The sequence below is a fragment of the Stenotrophomonas sp. 86156_Sma genome (assembly GCF_056481625.1).
This window is the reverse complement of the sequence record NZ_CM151157.1, coordinates 1,711,060-1,731,338: the sequence shown is the minus strand read 5'-3', so window position 1 is coordinate 1,731,338 and position 20,279 is coordinate 1,711,060. Positions and strand designations below refer to the sequence as shown.

16 protein-coding genes and 3 tRNA genes are annotated in these 20,279 nt (G+C 62.4%); 4 read left to right on the top strand and 15 right to left on the bottom strand.

Features of this window, described 5'->3' with window-relative positions; all coding sequences use genetic code 11:
- Nucleotide 1: 1 nt before the first annotated feature.
- Nucleotides 2–673: a response regulator transcription factor gene (locus ACZK33_RS08055; RefSeq protein WP_032128900.1), complete on the bottom strand. Its 672-nt coding sequence runs from the start codon at nucleotides 671–673 to the stop codon at nucleotides 2–4.
- Nucleotides 674–818: 145 nt separating this feature from the next.
- On the opposite strand from ACZK33_RS08055, the gene ACZK33_RS08050 reads away from it, so the two are divergent.
- Together ACZK33_RS08050 and ACZK33_RS08045 are read left to right on the top strand one after the other, a co-directional pair.
- Nucleotides 819–1,586 (top strand): MipA/OmpV family protein, encoded by a 768-nt coding sequence (locus ACZK33_RS08050; protein ID WP_049423236.1) that lies wholly within the window; start codon nucleotides 819–821, stop codon nucleotides 1,584–1,586.
- Between the two features lie 31 nt (nucleotides 1,587–1,617).
- Complete coding sequence (locus tag ACZK33_RS08045) at nucleotides 1,618–1,902, top strand: hypothetical protein (protein WP_032128898.1); 285 nt, start codon at nucleotides 1,618–1,620, stop codon at nucleotides 1,900–1,902.
- Between the two features lie 44 nt (nucleotides 1,903–1,946).
- Here ACZK33_RS08045 and ACZK33_RS08040 read toward each other — a convergent pair whose 3' ends face one another.
- Complete coding sequence (locus ACZK33_RS08040; protein ID WP_165929929.1) at nucleotides 1,947–2,087, bottom strand: hypothetical protein; 141 nt, start codon at nucleotides 2,085–2,087, stop codon at nucleotides 1,947–1,949.
- A 182-nt stretch (nucleotides 2,088–2,269) separates the two neighbouring features.
- On the opposite strand from ACZK33_RS08040, the gene ACZK33_RS08035 reads away from it, so the two are divergent.
- A complete protein-coding gene (locus ACZK33_RS08035) occupies nucleotides 2,270–2,602 on the top strand; it encodes a hypothetical protein (protein WP_197617159.1) in 333 nt (110 codons plus the stop codon).
- A 98-nt stretch (nucleotides 2,603–2,700) separates the two neighbouring features.
- Here the strand turns inward: ACZK33_RS08035 and ACZK33_RS08030 are convergent.
- The 3 genes from ACZK33_RS08030 to uvrB all read right to left on the bottom strand — a co-directional run bounded on the left by ACZK33_RS08030 (nucleotide 2,701) and on the right by uvrB (nucleotide 5,080).
- A tRNA-Val gene (locus tag ACZK33_RS08030) sits at nucleotides 2,701–2,775 on the bottom strand.
- A 98-nt stretch (nucleotides 2,776–2,873) separates the two neighbouring features.
- A tRNA-Val gene (locus ACZK33_RS08025) sits at nucleotides 2,874–2,948 on the bottom strand.
- 107 nt (nucleotides 2,949–3,055) lie between these two features.
- Nucleotides 3,056–5,080 carry an excinuclease ABC subunit UvrB gene (uvrB, locus tag ACZK33_RS08020; protein WP_032128896.1) on the bottom strand — a complete coding sequence of 675 codons (2,025 nt, stop codon included), beginning with the start codon at nucleotides 5,078–5,080 and terminating at the stop codon, nucleotides 3,056–3,058.
- A gap of 92 nt (nucleotides 5,081–5,172) precedes the next feature.
- Here uvrB and ACZK33_RS08015 point away from each other — a divergent pair, with 92 nt between their 5' ends.
- Nucleotides 5,173–5,733, top strand: a complete 561-nt coding sequence (locus ACZK33_RS08015) for a GspH/FimT family pseudopilin (protein WP_423174062.1) — start codon at nucleotides 5,173–5,175, stop codon at nucleotides 5,731–5,733.
- Between the two features lie 60 nt (nucleotides 5,734–5,793).
- Here ACZK33_RS08015 and ACZK33_RS08010 read toward each other — a convergent pair.
- From ACZK33_RS08010 to ACZK33_RS07965, 10 genes are all read right to left on the bottom strand, one after another.
- Nucleotides 5,794–5,870 (bottom strand) — tRNA-Asn (locus ACZK33_RS08010).
- A gap of 73 nt (nucleotides 5,871–5,943) precedes the next feature.
- Nucleotides 5,944–6,357: a type IV pilin protein gene (locus ACZK33_RS08005; RefSeq protein ID WP_423174081.1), complete on the bottom strand. Its 414-nt coding sequence runs from the start codon at nucleotides 6,355–6,357 to the stop codon at nucleotides 5,944–5,946.
- 23 nt (nucleotides 6,358–6,380) lie between these two features.
- Nucleotides 6,381–11,072, bottom strand: a complete 4,692-nt coding sequence (locus tag ACZK33_RS08000) for a pilus assembly protein (RefSeq protein ID WP_336684304.1) — start codon at nucleotides 11,070–11,072, stop codon at nucleotides 6,381–6,383.
- The gene (locus ACZK33_RS07995; protein WP_097049164.1) at nucleotides 11,069–11,560 is read right to left on the bottom strand and encodes a pilus assembly PilX family protein; all 492 of its coding nucleotides are present in this window, start codon (nucleotides 11,558–11,560) and stop codon (nucleotides 11,069–11,071) included. Before ACZK33_RS07995 ends, ACZK33_RS08000 begins: the two co-directional genes overlap by 4 nt.
- 7 nt (nucleotides 11,561–11,567) lie before the next feature.
- Nucleotides 11,568–12,740: a PilW family protein gene (locus tag ACZK33_RS07990; RefSeq protein WP_232528294.1), complete on the bottom strand. Its 1,173-nt coding sequence runs from the start codon at nucleotides 12,738–12,740 to the stop codon at nucleotides 11,568–11,570.
- 8 nt (nucleotides 12,741–12,748) lie between these two features.
- The gene (pilV, locus tag ACZK33_RS07985; protein ID WP_049399922.1) at nucleotides 12,749–13,219 is read right to left on the bottom strand and encodes a type IV pilus modification protein PilV; all 471 of its coding nucleotides are present in this window, start codon (nucleotides 13,217–13,219) and stop codon (nucleotides 12,749–12,751) included.
- Nucleotides 13,216–13,731 carry a GspH/FimT family pseudopilin gene (locus ACZK33_RS07980; protein ID WP_049399921.1) on the bottom strand — a complete coding sequence of 172 codons (516 nt, stop codon included), beginning with the start codon at nucleotides 13,729–13,731 and terminating at the stop codon, nucleotides 13,216–13,218. The genes pilV and ACZK33_RS07980 overlap by 4 nt, the downstream gene beginning before the upstream one ends.
- A 161-nt stretch (nucleotides 13,732–13,892) precedes the next feature.
- Complete coding sequence (gene ppnN, locus ACZK33_RS07975; RefSeq protein WP_010486098.1) at nucleotides 13,893–15,281, bottom strand: nucleotide 5'-monophosphate nucleosidase PpnN; 1,389 nt, start codon at nucleotides 15,279–15,281, stop codon at nucleotides 13,893–13,895.
- A 788-nt stretch (nucleotides 15,282–16,069) separates the two neighbouring features.
- Complete coding sequence (locus tag ACZK33_RS07970; protein ID WP_164079890.1) at nucleotides 16,070–16,819, bottom strand: Fic family protein; 750 nt, start codon at nucleotides 16,817–16,819, stop codon at nucleotides 16,070–16,072.
- A 124-nt stretch (nucleotides 16,820–16,943) separates the two neighbouring features.
- Complete coding sequence (locus ACZK33_RS07965; protein ID WP_080355163.1) at nucleotides 16,944–20,192, bottom strand: TonB-dependent receptor; 3,249 nt, start codon at nucleotides 20,190–20,192, stop codon at nucleotides 16,944–16,946.
- Between the last annotated feature and the right edge of the window lie 87 nt (nucleotides 20,193–20,279).

The following is a 20,279-nucleotide window of genomic DNA, read 5'->3' as shown; positions in this document are numbered from 1 at the left end:
CTCAGGCCTCCGCCAGCAGGTAGCCGACGCCCCGGATCACATGGATTTCAACGCCCGCCCCGGCCTGCTGCAGCGCCTTGCGCAGCTTGGAAATGTGCGCATCGAGCGCATTGGACTGGATCTCATCGTCGAAGCCGTACACCGCGGCCTCCAGTGCCGTGCGGGTGACCGTGCGCCCCTGGCGCATCGCCAGTGCCTGCAGCACCAGCACCTGGCGCCGCGGCAGCGCCAGCGGTTGGCCCTCCACCTGTGCCTGCAGCGATTCGAAGTCGAATTCCAGCCGGCCCAGATGCAGGCTCGGTGTCACCATCGCCGAGGGCCGCCGCGAGACAGCACGGATCCGCGCCATCAGCTCCTCGATCGCCACCGGCTTCACCAGGTAGTCGTCGGCACCGACATCCAGGCCCTCGACCTTGTCCGACAACCTGCCCTTGGCCGTCAGCATGATCACCGCCAGGTTCGGGCGCAGCGCGCGTGCGGTGGCGACGAAAGCCACGCCATCGCCATCGGGCAGCTGACGGTCCAGCAGCATCAGCTGATGCACCGGCTCGCGCAGCGCAACCGCGGCTTCGGCCAGGCTGCCGACCACGTCGGCGACCACGCCCTGCCGCTCCAGGCCCGACTGCAGGGCTCGGGACAGATCGGGATCGTCTTCGACCAGGAGAATGCGCATCAGGGGCTCGGCTACCGGAAACGGTGCCGATCATAGTGCCTGGCGCCAGGTTTGGGCGTCTTCGTGTGCCAGTTGCGAAGGCGCAATGTTCTGACAATGTTGTACCCGCACCATGCACAGCCATCCCCCGCAAAGTGGTTGATCGATGCCGTCGCTGTCCCCGACCCTGCTGCGCCCGTTGCTGTTCTCCGCTGCCATCGGCCTGCCGTTGATCACCCACGCCGCCGACCGGAACCCGGGCGTGCAGGCCGGTATCAGTGCCGGCGCGACCTCGGGGGCGTACGCGCACTACGACGTCAAGCCGCTGGTCGTACCGTCCATTGCCTGGCAGGGCGAGCGCTTCTTCGCCAGCCCGGGCTCGCTGGGCATGTACCTGTACAAGCGCGAGGGCCTGCGCCTGTCGGCGGCAGTCACGCCCTACACGCTGCGCTTCAAGACCGGCGACGTGAACGACCCGCAGCTGCGTCGCCTGCACAGCCGGCAGATGTCGGCCATGGCCGGCATCAACGGTGAGTACAGCGCCGACTGGGGCATCGTCGAGGCCAGCGTGATGCGCGAGGTCACCGGGCACGGAGGTGGCATGGAGTCGCGCCTGCACTACAGCTATCCGATCCAGGCCGGTCGCTTCACCTGGGTGCCCAAGGTCGGCGTGGTGCACTCCAGTGCGCGCCTGCTCGACTACTACTACGGCATCACCGACGAAGAAGCGCTGCGCTCGGGACTTGCCGCCTACAACCCGGGCAGCGCGACATCACCGAGCCTGCAGATCGCAGTCAGCACGCCCTTGGGCACGAAGTGGCGCGCGACCGGCGTCGTCGCCAACCAGTGGTTCGGCGATGCAGTAAAGGACAGCCCGATGGCCCGTCGCGGTACACAGACGTCGGCCTTCGTTTCCCTGATGCGCTCGTTCTGATCGAGCGCCCGCAACGGACAAGGACCCCCCCATGGCCTCCGTCTCCCCTGCTGCTGAAGCGCACGCGATCCTGCGTGCCCCCGACCTGGACAGCGCCGAGCGCGTCTACCTGGGGCTGCTGCCCGACCTGGAACACGTGAACGCGCTGACGCGCCGCGCACTGGGCCTTTCGCGTGCTGCCGATGCGGCACGCGGCTACGCGTTGTCGATGACGCTGGTGGGATTGCGCCTGCAGGAACTGGAGATGGGCGAAGCGACCGCAAAGGAACATCGCCAGGCCACGCTGCGCAGCCTGCGCCAGGCCTTCAGCGCCTGAGCGCAGGCCAGCGACGCCGCCGCTGCCGCAGGCAGCGGGAAGACTCAGCGGAACGTGGTCCACGCCAGCACTGCCGCCAGCAGGGCCACCCAGATCACCGCCTTGAAGGTACCCTCCAGCATGTTGCCGCCGAACAGCAGTTCGATGATGGGATTGGGCCGGGAAACCGGAACGTGATCACTCATGCGGCAGCTCCTTGCAGTGACGGCGCGATTGCGCAGTAGACCGGAGTCTACGCCTGCACGGCCCGGATTCATCGCCCCCCGGCCGTCTTTGGCGGTTCAATTCCGGCCTTCGTCGCAGGCCGGCTGCAGCACCCCACATGTCATGCCAGCCTGCGTGCACTTTCCCGCTGGAGCACCGTGCCATGCCGATGCTTGCCCTGATGCTGCTGCTCTCCAGCCTGTTCGGCGCTGGCAACGGGCCCACTGAAGAGGCCCTTCGCAGCCAGATCCTGCGTGCCGAAACCCAGCAGCCGGACGTCGTACGAAAGGATTGCGGTTCGCCCTCCCTGCTGCTTTACCGGCTGCGCCAGGACCGGGTCCTGAGGCTGGCCAACCAGCCCCTGCAACACGAACCCGGCGTTGCCCAGCCCACGCGTGGTGCGACGGTTCGCGTCGCCCAGCTCTGGGAGCGCGTGGACGGTCACTGGAAGCTGCAGCGGATGATCAGCGTCGAAGACCTGGTCGTGCAACGCTGACCATGTGGAACCGTGATCGATGCCTGAAACGAGAAAAGCCGGCACAAGGCCGGCTTCCGTCGTGATCCACCGCTGCACCGGCAATGCCGGGAGCCAGGTGGTGGGCGGTACAGGGTTCGAACCTGTGACCCCTACCATGTCAAGGTAGTGCTCTACCGCTGAGCTAACCGCCCATCTTGTTCTTGCCGCCCGAAAGCTGGCCTTGCTACGTAAAAACCCGGCGCCAGGGCCGGGCTTTGCAGTTCACGACAGCCCCCTTCCAGGGACTTCGTGGTGGGCGGTACAGGGTTCGAACCTGTGACCCCTACCATGTCAAGGTAGTGCTCTACCGCTGAGCTAACCGCCCGATTTTGCTTCTGAACGTCCGCGATTGCGTCGGTGCAGGCCGCGTATATTACGGATGCCGGCCGTGAAGCGCAACACTTTTGTGAAGAAGATGCTGCACTGCCGCGTTCAGCCCAGACTCGCTTCCTTCAGCTGCCGGATCTGGTCACGCACGCGGGCGGCATCCTCGAATTCCAGGTCCTTGGCGTGCTGGTACATCTGCTGCTCCAGCGCCTTGAGACGGGACGCCAGCTGGGCCGGGCTGAGCGATCGATAGTCACTCCCTTCCTCGGCAACGCCGGGCCTGCCCTTGCCCTTGCCCTTCTTTGCTTCCTTCTCGGCCGCATCGGAGCGCGCACCTTCCAGCACGTCGGTGATCGGACGCGCCACCGAGCGCGGCACGATGCCGTGCTGCTCGTTGTACTCGACCTGCTTGGCGCGACGACGGTCGGTCTCGTCGATCGCCGCCTGCATCGAACGGGTGATCTTGTCCGCATACAGGATCGCCTTGCCACGCACGTTGCGGGCGGCACGGCCGATGGTCTGGATCAGCGAGCCGGTCGAGCGCAGGAAGCCCTCCTTGTCGGCGTCCAGGATCGCCACCAGAGACACCTCGGGCATGTCCAGGCCCTCGCGCAGCAGGTTGATGCCCACCAGCACATCGAACTTGCCCAGGCGCAGGTCGCGGATGATCTCCACGCGCTCGACCGTGTCCACGTCCGAGTGCAGGTAACGCACGCGGATGCCGTGCTCGGTCAGGTACTCGGTGAGATTCTCGGCCATGCGCTTGGTCAGCGTCGTGACCAGCACCCGGTCACCGGCCTTGATGCGCGCGTTGGCCTCGCTCATCAGGTCGTCGACCTGGGTGCCGACCGGGCGGATCTCCACCACCGGGTCGATCAGCCCGGTGGGGCGTACGACCAGTTCGGTGATCTCGTCACCGGCCTCGCGGTACTCATAGGGGCCTGGCGTGGCCGACACATAGATGCTGCGGGGGCAGCGCTCTTCCCACTCCTCGAAGCGCAGCGGCCGGTTGTCCAGCGCCGAGGGCAGCCGGAACCCGAACTCGACCAGCGTCTCCTTGCGCGAACGGTCGCCCTTGAACATGGCACCGATCTGCGGAATGGTCACGTGCGATTCGTCGATCACCAGCAGCGCGTCGGCTGGCAGGTAGTCGAACAACGTCGGCGGCGGTTCGCCGGCGTTCTTGCCGGTCAGGTGCCGGGAGTAGTTCTCGATGCCGTTGCAGTAGCCGACCTCGGCCATCATTTCCAGATCGAACTGGGTGCGCTGCGCCAAGCGCTGCGCCTCCACCAGCTTGTTCTGCGCGTACAGCTGCTCCAGGCGCTCCTTCAGCTCGACCTTGATCGTCTCGATCGCCGCCAGCACACGCTCGCGCGTGGTGGCGTAATGGGTCTTCGGGTAGACCGTGAAGCGCTGCATGTTGCGCAGCGTCTCGCCGGTGAGCGGATCGAACAACGTGATCTTCTCGACCTCGCCGTCAAACAGCTCCAGGCGCAGCGCCTCGCTGTCCGACTCGGCCGGGAACACGTCGATGACTTCACCACGCACGCGGAAGGTACCGCGCTGCAGCTCGTATTCGTTGCGCGTGTACTGCAGCTGGGTGAGGTGGTTGATCAGGTCGCGCTGGTCGATGCGCTCGCCCTTGGACAGGATCAGGCGCAGCGACAGGTAGTCTTCCGGCGCGCCCAGGCCATAGATTGCCGACACCGTCGCCACCACGATCGCGTCCGGGCGCGACAACAGGGTCTTGGTCGCCGCCAGCCGCATCTGCTCGATGTGCTCGTTGATCGAACTGTCCTTCTCGATGAAGGTGTCCGACGACGGTACGTAGGCTTCCGGCTGGTAGTAGTCGTAGTAGCTGACGAAGTACTCCACCGCGTTGTGCGGGAAGAACGCCTTGAACTCGCCATACAGCTGCGCCGCCAGCGTTTTGTTCGGCGCCATGATCAGCGTCGGCTTCTGCACGTTCTGGATGACGTTGGCGATGGTGTAGGTCTTGCCCGAGCCGGTGACGCCCAGCAGGGTCTGCTTGGCGATGCCCGCTTCGAAGTTGCTGGTCAGCTTCGCGATGGCATCAGGCTGGTCGCCCGCCGGCGAATACGGCGAGACGAGTTCAAAACGGTCGCTCATGGTGGTGCCAGTTCACGGGAGTGGTGAGTATACGGGGCATGGAGTGACGGCCCGCTGAGGGGTTTCCGGGCAGGTGAGCGCGGCGTTGGCTGATGGTGAATGCCCCGGCGTACGTCGAGGCTGGAGGCATGTCCCATCGTCTTCGCCCTGCCCGGCTCCACCGCGGGCTCCATCTGATCGAGCTGCTGATCGCCGTCATGGTGCTGTCGGTCCTGCTGGCGTTGGCCTGGGGCCCTTGGCAACGCACGCTGCGGCACTTCCAGGCGGAAGCGCTGCGCGCCGAACTGGTCGCCAGCCTGTCGATGGCGCGCAGCGCCGCCATCACCGAACACCGCCGCGTGACGGTCTGCGGATCGTCGGACGGCATGATGTGTGACCAGGCATGGAGCCAGGGCTGGCGGGTGCAGGTCGAACCGGCCAACAGCGCGACCGCCGCCGCAAGGGAACTGCGCGTGCACAGGACACGCCAGCGTCATGTCGACCTGCGCACCAGCGATCATCGGCCCGACGTGCGGTTCCGGCCCGACGGCCGCAATGCCGGTACCAACCAGTCCATCGTGTTGTGCGTGGATGGACAGGAGCACAGCCGCGTCATCATCAGCGTCCCCGGACGGGTCAGGAGCCAGCGCCCGCGCAGGTCCACCCCCTGCTGATACCTGCAATGCCATCGTGGAAACGAGAAAAGCCGCGATTTCTCGCGGCTTTTTCGAATCTGGCGCCCGAAGTTGGACTCGAACCAACGACCCCCTGATTAACAGTCAAGTGCTCTAACCGGCTGAGCTATTCGGGCGGGGTGCGCATTTTAGCCAGCGTTTGCAGGGGAGTGCAAGCCTTTTCTGCGATGCTGCCCAAAGCCCTGCGCTTTACCAGCATCCCGGCCCCTTGCTGGCATTCGGCGTCTTTCGTCCGGCCTGGTCCAGGCTCAGTGTGCCGCAGTCGTCCTTCTTCTGGATCTCGGTCGGTGCAGCCTGGAGGGTAAAGGAGGCGCCGTTCGGAGTTCCCACATAGGAAAGCGTGTATCTGGCGGTACCGTCTCGTGGCGATTGGGAGAACGGCAGCGTCATGCCCGCATAGGTGTTCTCCACGGTATGCCGCCGCTCCAGCATCTGCGCCAGCTCGACCAGATCGGCCTTGGCCTGGGCACGATTGGCCTTGCGCACATAGGCCTGGTACGAAGGCAACGCGATGGCAGCAAGAATGGCAACCACGGCCACGGTGATCATCAGCTCGATCAGGGTGAAGCCGGTGGCGGTTCGACGCCTGCTGTACACATGCATGGGCAACCTCGATATCGGATTCATCAACGGATCTGCCGCCACGACTGTCGTCCACAGGGCCGAGGCATGTAAAGCGGATCGGCGCCGGCTGCACGCAGCACGAACGTACACTGGCTGGCCTGCAGCATCTTGTCGACCGTGCATCCCGTGTCGCCTGGTTTGCAGGGCGTAAGCTTGGGCACAAAGATGTTGGTGTCCTTCACTGGCGGCCCTTGGCTGAGGTCACCCTTCTTGGTCAGGGCGACACCACCGCAGTTGCCGGTGCACAGCGCTTCTCCGCCGATCGTTGGGCTCAGGCCGGACATCTGGCCACCACCGGTCAGCAGGTTGAGACCGTACAGCCAGTTCACGCCACCGCCGCTGCCGCAGATGGCGGTACCCGGCACATAGGACGTGAAGAACACGATACCGTTCTGCACACGGGGGTTGCCGACGAAGCGCTCGCCCTCGACTGCCGATCCGGCCTGCAGGTCCACGTACCAACCGCGGGCCGAACCGTAGTTCACCGCATTGCGGGTGACATCACGCAATTGATAGCCGCTGGCCGATGTACCAGTAGTGATCACCTGCTGTACCAGGTTGTCGCGCGTGCCAACCGCACTGGCGAGGTTGTCCCATATGCCATACAGCGACTGCACTGGCGAAGTGCTGCTGACCGCATTGTCATCGGCGGCGAAATACTGACCGGTACCGAAGAATAGACTGATGCCACCGCCTGGGCCCGTGCTGATCTCGATGCCGCTCATGATCGGCTGCGGGCTGTTGTTGCGCGTTGCGGTGAACAGCGGAGTTCCAGACAGGGCGATGTTCCAATCGGCCGGATCGGTGCTGGAAAGATCAAATTTCCAGATATTGCCCTGCATGTCACCGCCATACACAGTGTCGGTGATGCCGTCATTGTTCTTCAACGCCACCGTGGCGATGTTGATCAGGCCGTTGCGTGCCGCGTACTTGGCACCTACCGGCGAAAGCCGCTTGAGCACCTTGCCGGTCTGGATATCGACCACGAACAGCGCTGCCTTGCCGCTGGTGGAGTTGACGCCATTGCCGAAGATCGCGACGAAACGCGGCGCAGCATTGGCATCGGCGCCCTTCACCGCCACCACAGCCGGCTTGCCCAGCACGAACCCAAGATCCGACTCCGTCTTGCCCGAGACTTCCCACAACACACTCGATGCACCGAATGCGGTCGGATCGCTGACATTCAGCGCGAACACAGAGCCATTGCCTACGCTCGCCGCATTGGGCGCCTTGCTGGACCCACCACCACCCGTAGTGCCCACCAGCACCGTGTTCCAGGCATCGCCGTAGTAGACGTCGGACGACGTTAGTGGGCCATCCACATAGTAGCGATGCCCATACTTGGGATTGGCCAGCTCAGCGATGTGCTGCATCGCAGCTGAGGGAATGAAGGCCAGCTCTTCCGTACCGCCGGACGCCCCATTCGAACCGTTGAAACCATGCACCATGCCGTCATTGGCGCCAACATAGATCATCGTCGGCGGCCCTGATGTCGCACGCTTCGCTTTCAGGAAGCTGTCATAAGACGTGCCCAGCGTCGCCTTCCACTTGACTGTCGACTGCCTCGCCCAGCTTGCATAGCCGAAGTCATCCGTTTTGGAGACGATCTCGGTGGTGGAATTGACGATGTCACCCAGCGGCGACGTGCGCGAACGCAGGCCACTCACCGCTGCCCCCCGCAGATAGTTGACCAGATTGGTCGAGGTCATCTTGCCGAACCAGGCAGGAATCGAGTCGCTGAATCCCAACGCAGACAGCTTCGCCCGCTCATCGGTGCCCGGCAGATTGGTGGCCAGGAACTCGGTCGCATTGACCGGGGTCACCGTGCCATCGGACGCAGTCCTGGTGGGGGACGTCGCCATGTAGATGCGGCGCGTGGCACTGCCGATGCTGCTGGACGCCTTCCACAGCACGGCACCATCCGCACCCTGGCCGTCGACCTGGGTGGCAATGACATCACCGGTCCAGTCCACAGTGCCCGAGGGCACGCTGTAGTGGGACGATACGGTGAACGAGTTGGTCGAAATACGCGCGCCACTGCCGCTGCCACCGACCGGCGCATCACCTTCCGCTGCACTGTTGAAGATCGCCTCCAACGCCTCCTTCAGTTTGGTCGGATTGCGTGCCAGGAAGTAGTTATCCGGCACGCCTGGCTTCTTGCTGTCCCACTTCTTACCGGCCGGGACACCGTACTTGGCGGCATACCAGAGCGGGCTTTCAAGCTGGCCAGCGGCAGTGGTAGAGGCCTTGTACTTGATGACTACCGGCTTTTGCCAATCATCGCGGAAGTTATTTGTGCTGGTCAGCACAGAGCCATTGCTGTTGCCCGGGCGCAGCGCCAGACGCTGCACTGTGCTGGAGGCATTCGAGCCTGTGATCGTGTAGCCGGTCAACATCGCGTTGCCCGCGTAGGCCGACAGGTTCTCAATGCGGACGAGTACCTCATCCTCTTCAACCTTGCCAGCCAGGGTCGTACCGATCCAGCTCTCCACTCTATTCTTTACCACGGTTGTGTAGTTGCACAGTCGTGTATTGCCGGCAGCACTGTTGCTCACTTTCGCATCAGCACGCCAGCAGATGTCGTTGAAATCCCCGGTGTCGTTGCACGCCGCACCCACGCAGTAGCTCAGCATGGCAACGACGTCGTTGTCATGGTCATTGCCCCACAGGGAGTCTTCCCACACCAGCGAGAAGCTGCCGGACTTCGCATCTGTACGGTAAGGACGGCCATAGACCAGCTTTCCGCCGGTGTCGTTGGCCTGCTTGGTGCCAATGCCGACCGAGCCCAGGAAGCAGCTGCGCCAGCCAGCGCTCGCTGCCGTTGCGCCACCGGTGTTGTTGGCCTGGCAGAGCGGAGCCAATCCGATCTTGCTGTTGCCCACCGCGATCTCGAACTGCGGGAGATTCTCGGCCATGGCAACGGCGTAGGTGGTGGCAGTGACCTTGTACGTACCTGGCTTGTTCTGCACGTTGGGGCGCAGATCGGTCACCGCGGCTGCCTTGGCCAGCCCCGCCATCAGGAAGCTGCCTTCCATGGAGGGAATGTCCGGGCAGATACCGCGCGCCTTGCTGAGGCTGCCGATTGTCTGCCCCTGGCAGATATCACTGTGGGTATCAAGCGAAGCACCGCGCGGTGTATCACCCACGCGACCGATCATGTAGCTCTTGCCGGCGATTCCTTCGGCCGTGCCGACTGCATCGGTCGCGGACTCCGCAGACGCGAGGCCGGTCACGGAACCGACGTTATCACTGTCGAAGGACGGCAGACCCGAAGACAGCACCAGAATGTTGCAGGTCGCACAATAGGAGTTGCCTCCATCTGCGGGCAAGCGATAGGGATCCTTCCAGCCGATATTGGTCGGCAGGCCGCTGAGATCTCCGCTGTCGCTGTAGATCTTGGAGCCCGCCGTGATGTAGCGCAGTGCTTCAGCATACATTTCCGCCAACGGGTTGCCCCAGGCGCTGCACTTCTGGCCACCGGTTCCCGGGTCGGCCAGGTTGCCATTTCCCTTCTGGTCCTGACGATTGAGGATGCCGTAGGTGTTGCAGTCATTCCAGTTGTTGGACCAGTTCCAGTTGTCCAAACGGAAGCTGGAAATCGCGTTGATCACCCCCTCGTCGTCGGCCTTGGCACTTCCCGTCAGGTTCAGGTAGCAGAACTGCCCCGTAGACAGGTCGATTTCATCACCCGTGCCGCAGAATTTCGTACCGTTGCCCGCGATCTTGCCGATGTTCCGCCGCAGGACACCACCATCCCGCGGATTGGCGTAGGTTCCCGTCACGAGTCCAAAGCGCAGTCGCCCGCTCTCACCGTAGGTCTGCAGCAGCCCAGCCGGCTTGAAGCGGTCGGTGATGCCATCGTTGTATTTGCGGCAGAAACTCTCGCGCACTGTGGAGTTGGCATCACACACCTCGACACGTACCGTGTAGTCTGGGACCGAGGTCGAGCGGGGAATGTCGGCGTAGCCATCGGCGTTGCTGGCTCGTCCGGTATCGCACTGATTGCTGGCAGTCGAAGCCCATTCGGTAAATGAACCTTCTGCCACACGCATCAAGGGCGCACCCTTGTCCGAACGCGTTACGCTGCAGAAGCTGAAAGCTGTCCCGCTTCCAGGAAGGTTGGCGAACTCGCGAAGATTCGACCCACTGTAGACCTTGACCCACGCATGCAGATCGCTGGGGATCGGTGCCCGCTCCAACACCGTCTTTTCCTTCGTATCGGTGAAGCGTTGACCGCCGTACAGAACGTAGCGCATCACATCCAGACGACTCATCGTCACCCAGTTGAGGAAGTTGCCCGACCACGCGCCGCTGCAACTGTGCTTGTTGGCGCCCTTTGCCTCTGCATTGGCCTTGAAGACACCACTGTTGTACGAGTAACAGAGGTTGTAGTCGAAGTAGCCTGAGTAATCGAACTTGTCTTGGTAGGTGGTATCCAGCACCCCGTCCCCATCCAGGTCGCTGTAGTCGCTGTAGGCCTTGTTGAACAGCTGCTCGTCGCGCGACATCACCATCATCATCAATGGCGGCTGGCTCTGCTTGCTGTACAGCGGCTCCTGCGCGATGTCGTAGTCACCAAGCGCGGCCTGCAGTGGAATGATCAACGCGGCAAGGCCCGCAAGCGCAACAACACCCACACCGGCCCGCAGCCAGGTGGAGGAACGAAGTCGAAGGAAACGGCGCTCGCTGTTCATGGGATGAAGATCGTGTCGATGACCGCACTGGCGGACGCATTGGAGGGATCGTCACTGGCAAGCGCCGTGACCTGGTAGATGTTCCCGGTTTCTTCGTTCTGTCGGCCGCCGGTGCGCCGGCTGGACGCCGCAAAGCACTTGTCGATGCGACGCGTGTAGGTGGACTTGGTTTCACTGAGACCATCGGCCCACGTCTGCGGATCGTAGGAGGGACTGCATTCCTCCTGGTTGGCCTTGAAGATGCCCCCGTCAGCCAGTGCCTTCTCGATGGATTTCTCGGTCTGCCGGGCGTCGGCCTCAGCGTTCTGGAAGGCAACGTTGCTGCGCAGATAGTTGGCGGCCATCCGTTCCTGCATGCTCGTGACCTGCATGCCGGCGATACCCAGCAGGGCCATCAGTACAAGCATGATCAGCACGACATACAGCACCGCGCCGCGCTGGGAACGCGGTGAATGCAGAGAGCGGCGGCGGGCGGGATGGGTACGCATGGTGGCCTCAGTTGCCATACAGGCGATTGCGCAGAGCGATCGTGCTCTGGTAGGCGGCGCGCATGCGGCCGTCAGAGGGCGCGGTATAGGTCACGCCGAGCGCGGTCAGCGGCGCACTCGAACTGGCCTGGACAGATGCGGCCGGATCTGGACTGGATACCACCAGCCCCAGCTGCACCGTGCCCACACGTTGCCAGCCACGCGAGGCCGGCACGATGGAGGCCTGAACATCGGTCGCGGTACCCTGGCGATCAATGTAGCCGGTGGGCGACACCGTGCTCAGACCGTGATCCTGGCCATACAGCAATTGCATGTTCTCCACGCCTTCGACCAGCGCCTCTGCCGGTCCCGCCACCAGGGCAGCACCGGGCTTGGCGGTGAAACGAAGGCGATACAACGACGATTGCTTGGTCGTAGCGTCGTAGCCCACGTACAGGATCGACGTCTCGGCGCGATACAGCACCGCCTGGCCGGGCTCGTAGTTGCGGGCGATGGCCACGTCGTTGTTGGGTGCAGTGCCCACCGTCACGGTGCCGGCCTTTGCATCGATCGCACGAGCCTGGAAGACCGTGGCGGAAATGCAGTCAGCCACACCGAACAGCCCCGGTTCGGTAACTCCGCTATCAAGCACGGCAAGACGTTTGGGATCAAAACTGAAAACCGGCTGGGCAACCGTTCCGGCTACCGCCGTGACCGGCACACCGGTCGGCACCAGATAGCGCAGAGCGACGATATCGCTGCCGTCGACCCGGTTCTTGATGGCCGCGGCGAACTCACTCGGCAACGCCGGGGAGTACTTGTTGCCCCCCGTTGACGGCGTTGCCGCCAACGTCACTGCGTCGCCCGGCTTGGTATCCGTTGCTTCGTAGCCCTGGATCGACCGCGCGAAGTCCAGCGCGGGGTGGCCTCCCGCAGCGAAGGTGGTTGCCAAGGTGCCCTGCGGATCATGTGCCTGATCATTCACGCAGCCGAAGTGTCCGGCCATGCGCAGTTCGCGTTGCAGGGAATCCATCGCGAAACGGCTGTTCTCCTGGACCCGCGCCAGCCCTTCAGACAGCTGGTAGGCCGTGCGTGAAGCGGCGAACACCTGGACCACGCCCAGCATGATGATCAGGCCGATGGTCAGGGCGATCATCAACTCGATCAACGACAGGCCACTCATCGTTTGGCGGGAGCGCATTCTGGTCATCACAGCAGGCTCTCGGCAGCAAAGGTGGTGTCAGCCTTCGAATCGGGATTCCAACGCTCATCGCCCCAACTGACCGACACCCGTACCCGACCGTCATTGACGGTTACCGTTCCGGATGCCGAGTCACCCAGTGCGCGGCCCAGGCGACAGCGCCAGTCGCGGGTGAAGTCATCCTTGCCGATATCCTTGCCAATGGACGGCGCGCAGTCCCCCTTGCCAGTGGTAGCAGCATAGGTACCGGCATAGCTGAGCGCGTTGATCCGGTTGGCCCGGATCTGATCAAGCAGCTCGTACCCCAGGTTGGTGGCCTGGGTGCGGTAGTTCGCGCTCTGCACGAACCGTACATTCATCGTCTGCAGCAGCGCGAAGCCCAGCAGGCCGATACCCATCACCAGGATCGCGATCATGACCTCGATCAGGGTAAAGCCCCCCTGCGCGGTACGGTGAGGCTGGAAGCCGATCCTTCTCATGAGCAACTCTCCTTCAACAGCCGGACCTGTCCCGTAGGCGATATGCGTAGCGTCCGCTGCAGGGGCTGGTCGCCACACTTCTCAGGGCGAAGTGTCACATCCACTTCCGCGTTGGCGCGATTGCGGCCACGTCCATCGAAGCCGATGGTCAACGTTTCAGTTGCGGACTTCATGGTCGGGCGACCTTCGCTGTAGCGCAGCACGTTCTCACCGGAATCAAGCGACCCGTTACCGTTGCGATCCTCCCAGACCATCCAGCCGTCGGTCCAGCTGCTGCCATCACATTCTTTGCCCGCTGTGGATGCGCATACAGCCCCACCATGCGTGTTCTTTATTGCCTCGGAACGGGCAAGTGCCAGCGACGCGATCAGTTCGTTGGTCGTCGTGGCCACACGATTTGAGCGGATCGTGCTCTGGAAGCTGGGATAGGCGATGGTGCTCAGGATCGCCAGCACGGCAACCGTGACCATCAACTCAACCAGCGTAAAGCCGTTTTGCCGGCGCAAAGACATTGGACGCTCCCCAGCGTGTTGATGGCCACGATGGGCCATCGCCCTGCCACCGGCAAGCGGCGGCAGGATGAACGGTCATTCCGGGGCGACGGGCGTCAACGCCTTGACGGCCCGCCCTCCCCTGCCTGTCCCGGCGAGATCCCCATCGCGCCGGCGCAGGCTCAGGCCAGCACCTGGTAGCAGGGCTGGTACTCGCCGGAGATCTTCATCCGGCGCTGTTCGACGAAGGCGCGCAGCAGCGCGTCCAGGGCCTGCATCATGTCCGGGTCACCGTGGATCTGGAACGGCCCGAACTGCTCGATGCGGCGCATGCCGTCTTCCTTCACGTTGCCGGCAACGATGCCCGAGAACGCCCGGCGCAGGTCGGCTGCCAGCGCGTGCGGGGCACGCCCGTGGTGCAGGTCCAGCGCGGCCATTGCCTCGTGGGTCGGCACGAACGGCTGCTGGTACTCCCACGGAATCTCGATCGACCAGTTGAAGAAGAACGAGTCCTTCTGTGCCAGGCGATGCTCACGCACGCGCTTGATGCCGTTGGCCATCTTCTTTGCCACCGCCACCGGGTCGCCGATGACGATCTCGTAGCGCTCGGCGGCCGCATCGCCCAGGGTCAGGCGGATGAAGCGGTCGATCTGCTCGAAGTACGGCGCCGCCACCGTCGGGCCGGTCAGGATCAGCGGGAACGGCAGGTCCTTGTTTTCCTCGCGCAGCAGGATGCCGAGCAGGTACAGGATTTCCTCGGCGGTGCCAACGCCACCGGCGAACACGATGATGCCGTGGCCAATGCGGACGAAGGCCTCAAGGCGCTTCTCGATGTCCGGCATGATCACCAGGTGGTTGACGATCGGGTTCGGCGACTCGGCGGCGATGATGCCCGGCTCGGTCAGGCCGATGTAACGCGTCACGGTACGGCGCTGCTTGGCGTGGGCAATGGTGGCGCCCTTCATCGGGCCCTTCATCGCGCCCGGGCCGCAGCCGGTGCAGATGTCCAGGCCGCGCAGGCCCAGCTCGTAGCCCACCTGCTTGGTATACAGGTATTCGTCGCGCGAGATCGAGTGGCCGCCCCAGCACACGACCAGATTCGGGTCGCCCGGGTTGAGGATGCGTGCGTTGCGCAGCAGGCCGAACACCGCGTTGGTGATGCCCTCGGACGACTCCAGCTCGGCCGCGTAGGCCGGGCCCATCTCGATGGCCATGTAGGCCAGGTCACGCACCACGGCGAACAGCAGTTCGGCGACGCCGCGGATGATCTCGCCATCGACGAAGGCCATCGCCGGTGCATTGACTAGGTCGATGCGCACGCCGCGATCCTGCTGCGCCACCTGGATGTCGAAATCGGGATACAGATCGCGCGCCGCGCGCGGATCGTCAGAGGCACTGCCGCTGGTCAGCACGGCCAGCGCGCAGCGGCGCAGCAGCTCGTGCATACCGCCGGCAGACGCATCGCGCAGGCGGGCCACTTCGGCCCGCGACAGCACATCCAGCCCACCGCGCGGGTAGATCCGCGCGTCCTGCACCGGCAATGCACGGGCTGATTTTTCGTTCGTGGTCATGTCCAATTTTTCGCTTCCTTCAAGGTTTCCGACTGTACTGCCGCCCCCTTAAAAAGCAAAACGGCCGGGAAGCCCGACCGTTGGATGTGTGCTTCCCGCGTTCGCCTTTCCGGGACCGCATCGGCGGCGTTGGCACCGCGCACATTTCCGGATGCTACGCCGATGCCAGATGACCTGCAAGGACTTTCGCATGAACGGAAAACGGCCGGGTTTCCCCGGCCGTTCGACAGAGAGAAGGCTCAGCCCTTGGACTGTATCAATGCATACAAGCCAGGTTACCTCCTGCAATCAAATATCGGCACAGGATTAGGATCGATGGGCACTGATGATGATGGATCAGTTATCTTCCAAGATTCATATGCAAGCCTCCCGTGGAGTTCCGGGATATCACGATAGGCTACGAAGTACTCCCCCCTATCCGAGTTTTCGTAGTAGTCAACTCGATATTCCAAAGGCAGTGAAAGGAAGCTAGCCAGCACCGCAGCATATCGCTCCTGCACCGGGGTATCGCAACTCATGTGCGCGCCGGAAACAAGAAGAAACGCATCCCCGCTCCGCCCCGAAGTGGACGTATCCCCCCCACCCGGATAGGTCGGAGTCGGGGGGCAGTAGCTTGGATTACACCAAGGATCCAAAGCACTGACCTTCGATGCCGCAGTCATACCCATACCAAATACGACAGATGCGATGATCACACTCAACTTCATGGCAACTCATCCTTGTTATGATTCCAACGTTGAACTTCAGAACACTTCACCTACGGACGTCCACTTCTACACATTGCAACTTCACGGCTCGGCCAGAATCCTTCCAAGCAGGACTCCGCGCCCCCACTCCTCCAACCCACCCGGATTCACGCTCAACCGCTCGAAGAGTTCGAGCGCAGCACAATTGAACTCCTCCAGGGCACCTGGCGCACCATCAGCGGCCAGTTCGATCGCGTGAACAAATTCTCTTTGCATGACCTTTATATAGATCGCCAGGAAAGCAAAGAAATCACAGTGATAGTGGATCGAAAAGACGAACGCAATCGCTCGCATCAATCGACCATTTCCATCCTCGAACGGATGAATGATGTTGACTGTCAACAGCAGCGCATACAGCCGAACGATTGGCGCCATTTTTTCAGTGGCACCAATAATTCGAGACAGATGTGATTGAACATCGATATGTGCTGCAACGAAGCTCTGAGGTACATCCCTCGGACCGACCCATATTCGCCCGACCCGAAATCCGGCACGTTCCACAGCACCACTGGAAAATCTAGCGTGAATGAAGAGAAGTGAACGAGCGTGCATACTCAGGATGTTGCACTTTCCTGCAGACTTAAGGTATTCAGCACCTCGGCGGCAGCGCAGGAAATGATCATCTGCAGAACGACAGCTCGGACAAAACCGCATTCGACATGAAAGCACACGAGCGAACAGCTCTCTCAGGCGTCGACTCGAGCAATGATCAGGAGCATTCTCCGGCAGTGCAAATTTACAATCCTGCAACCCTGCTATGGACGACTCCGGCAATCCGTACCTGACCTTCATTTCCGCCTTCCATGGGGAACCGCGCCAGTCAGTTGTATCAAGCAGAAGATTACTTGTCCATCTCAAAAAAGAAACGGCCGGGTTTCCCCGGCCGTTTCCACTTACTGCTTCAGGCTTTGACGGATCAGAACTTGTACTTCACGGTCAGCTGCATCGACCAGCGCGACACGGCAGTGTTGCCCTTGTCGTTGTTGTTTTCCTGGATCGACGAGTTGTCGGTACGGCCGGTGAAGTTGTACAGGTACTTGCCGGTAGCCGGGTCGATACCCGAGTAGTTGGCAACGCGACGGGTGGCGTAGAAGCCGTAATCGTCGATCAGACCCCACTTCTTGTTGAGCAGATTGCCGACATTCATGATGTCCAGCGCGATCTCGCCCTTGTGGGTCTTCGCAAAGCCCGGGAACTCCTGGCTGATGCGGACATCGAAGCTGTTGACCCACTTGGCGCGGTGCGCGTTGGCCGGGACCACACTGCCACGGTAGGCATCAAGCTCCGGATTCTGCGCCAGCCATTCGAAGAACTTCTTCTCCATGTCGGCGCCGCCGGTGAAGATCACGTCACCCGGGCCCTTCGGCACGTAGAACAGATCGTTGGTGCCTGCGCCGTCGCCGTTCACGTCGTTATAGAACACGTAGCTGTACGGACGACCCGAACGGCCTTCATAGAACAGGCCGACGCGGGTGGCATTGTCACCGAAGAAGTTGTGCTTCCACTCCAGGGTACCGGTGATGCGGTCCTTGATCGCATAGCGCGAGTTGTACGCAACGTTGTCGTTGGCGTTCAGGCTCAGCGTGTTGTTCCAATTCGAGGTGTTCTGCGAGCTGGACAGCGGGCTCACTTCCTTCGCCTGAGTGTAGGTATAACCCAGCGACCAGCCCCAGTTCTCGGTCAGCGGCTTGGCCAGCGAGAACGTAGCCTGGGAACCACGACCCTTGTCGGTGTTGCGCAGCAGGATCACGTCGCCGATATCGCTCGGACGGTTGACACGGTCACTCGGGCAGGTCTGATCGGTGGCCGAGCAGGCACGACCGTTCTTCTGGCCAGCCTGCATGCCGTTCGAGCCAGCATTGGCACCGTTCATGCCGTAGTCGTTCCAGTACAGCGCACGACCGTCCTGACCAACCGAGCGGTTGGCATTCGGGGTCATGACGTCCAGACGATCAAAGTACAGACCATCCTTGACCTTGGTGACCAGCAGCTCGGCCGACGCCACGATGCCGTACCACGGCAGTTCGTGATCGAAGGCCAGGTTGGCCTTCCAGACCGACGGCAGGCGGGTACCGGGAGCGATCAGGTCGACGTTCTGACGTGCCGAAGCAAGCGACGGGTCCGGGATGAACGGATTGTCAGCATCGAAGCTGAAACCACCCGGATTGCGGGTCAGGTTGTACTCGGCGTAGTTCAGGCCGGTGTTCTGGTAGGCACCCGCCAGCCACACGTTCGGGGCAGCACCGCCGAACAGGCCCACGCCACCGCGCAGCTGGGTCGGACGGTCGCTATCGAAGGTGTAGTTGAAGCCGACGCGCGGCTGGAACAGCTTCTTGTCGACCAGCTTGGTGTTGTTGAAGCCGTACAGCTGCTCGATGCGCGGGTTGTACAGGCGCTGGGTGCTGAAGTCCGGCATGTCAACGCGGACACCGAACATCAGGCTCAGGTTGTAGTTGATCGCCCAGGTATCCTGGATGAACAGACCCGTGTTCTTCAGGTGGAACTTCGCCGGAATGTCATCCAGGCTGCCACCAGCACGCGGCACGCGCACCTGGTACGCGGACGGGGTGCCGGCTTCAAACGCAGCCAGGTTGGCGAACTCATACGCGCCGTACAGGTTGCGACCGTAGAAGTTCATCAGGTCGTTGTCGGTGTAGTCAAAGCCGAACTTGACGGTGTGGTCACCGACATACCAGGTACCGGCACCGAAGGCGCTCAGTTCCTTCGACTCCACCAGGTTGGTGTGGGTGTTCTGCTCGGTACCCAGGTACAGCGAATTATTGTTGTCGAAGCGGACGCGGATCTGCGGCAGGTGCGAAGCGGCAACGCGGTTGGACGAGTAGTCCTTGTGCGAGACCTTGAACTCGGTCGAGAAGTTCTCGGACCAGTCACTGAACAGTTCACCCATCCAGGTCTCATACTCGGTCGGCTGGGTGTACCAGAAGTCACTCAGCGAAATTTCGCTGTTGCTGACCTTCGGGAAACGCACCACGTCCTGCTTCATCTTGTTGTAGCGCAGGGCCGCACGGTGGTTCTCGTTGATGTTCCAGTCCAGCTTGACCGCGTACTCTTCGATCTCGGTCTTGTTGTTCAGCGCACCGACGCCGCCGACCTGATAGCCAAGATCGGACATGCGCTTCTGGACGCGGGCGATATCAGCATCGCTGATGCCGCCAGCCTTGTTGTAGGGGCTTTCGCCAAGGCTGACGCCGCCACCGCTACGCTCGTACTTTTCGTAGTTGGTGAAGAAGAACAGCTTGTCCTTGACGATCGGGCCGCCGAAGGTCATGCCGTAGGTCTTCTCGTCCTTGAAGCCGTTAAAGTCCTGCTTGTCACCTTCCAGGCGCGAACGGACCATGTCCTTGTCGCGGTACGAACCGTACACGGTGCCGTGGAATTCATTGGTACCCGACTTGGTCACGGCGTTGATCACCGCACCGGTACCACCAGCGATGGTGGTGTCGTAGTTGGCCAGGTCGATGTTGATTTCCTGGATGGCGTCCATCGACACCGGCTGACGCTCGGTCGGCAGGTTGTTGGAGCCCAGGCCGAACGGATCGGAGGCGCTGATGCCGTCGATGCGGATGGCGTTGTAACGGGTGTTCTGGCCACCGGCCGAGATCGCGCCGTCAGCCTTGCTGACCTGCGAGATGCGCGGGTCCAGGCGGATGTAGTCCTGGATGTTGCGGTTGGCCGACGGCAGCGCGTCCATCGTTTCGCGCGTCACGTTGGTGCCGCTGCCCATCTTGGTGGCGCTGAACAGGTCCAGGCCGCCGGCGGTGGCGACAACGTTCACGGCGTCCAGGTTGGTGGCGGCCAGATCGCCGCCGAGGCTGGCGTTGACCGTGTTGACCTGGTTCAGGTTCAGGTAGACACCTTCTTCGGTCTTGGTGCCTTCACCGGACTTGGTGATGGTGATGGTGTACGGGCCACCCACGCGCAGGCCGCGCGCGTTGTAACGACCCGACGCGTCGGTGGTGGCACGCGAAACGGTGCCCGACTCGGTGTGGGTGATGGTGACTTCAGCGCCAGCGACAGGCTGGCCTGCAGAGGACATCACCTGGCCGCCGACACCGGCAGAGGTGCTCTGGGCGAAGGCGGGAGCGGCGGCGAGCGCAGCCACGAGACCAAGGGTGAGCTTGGACATCCGGAGTGGGTGGGTCATTTTTCGGTAGCCTCGATGCGAGTTGGCGATGGCGGAAAAAAAGCGCATCCAAACAGCCCTGCGGGTGGCTGGTCGGACATTTATCTG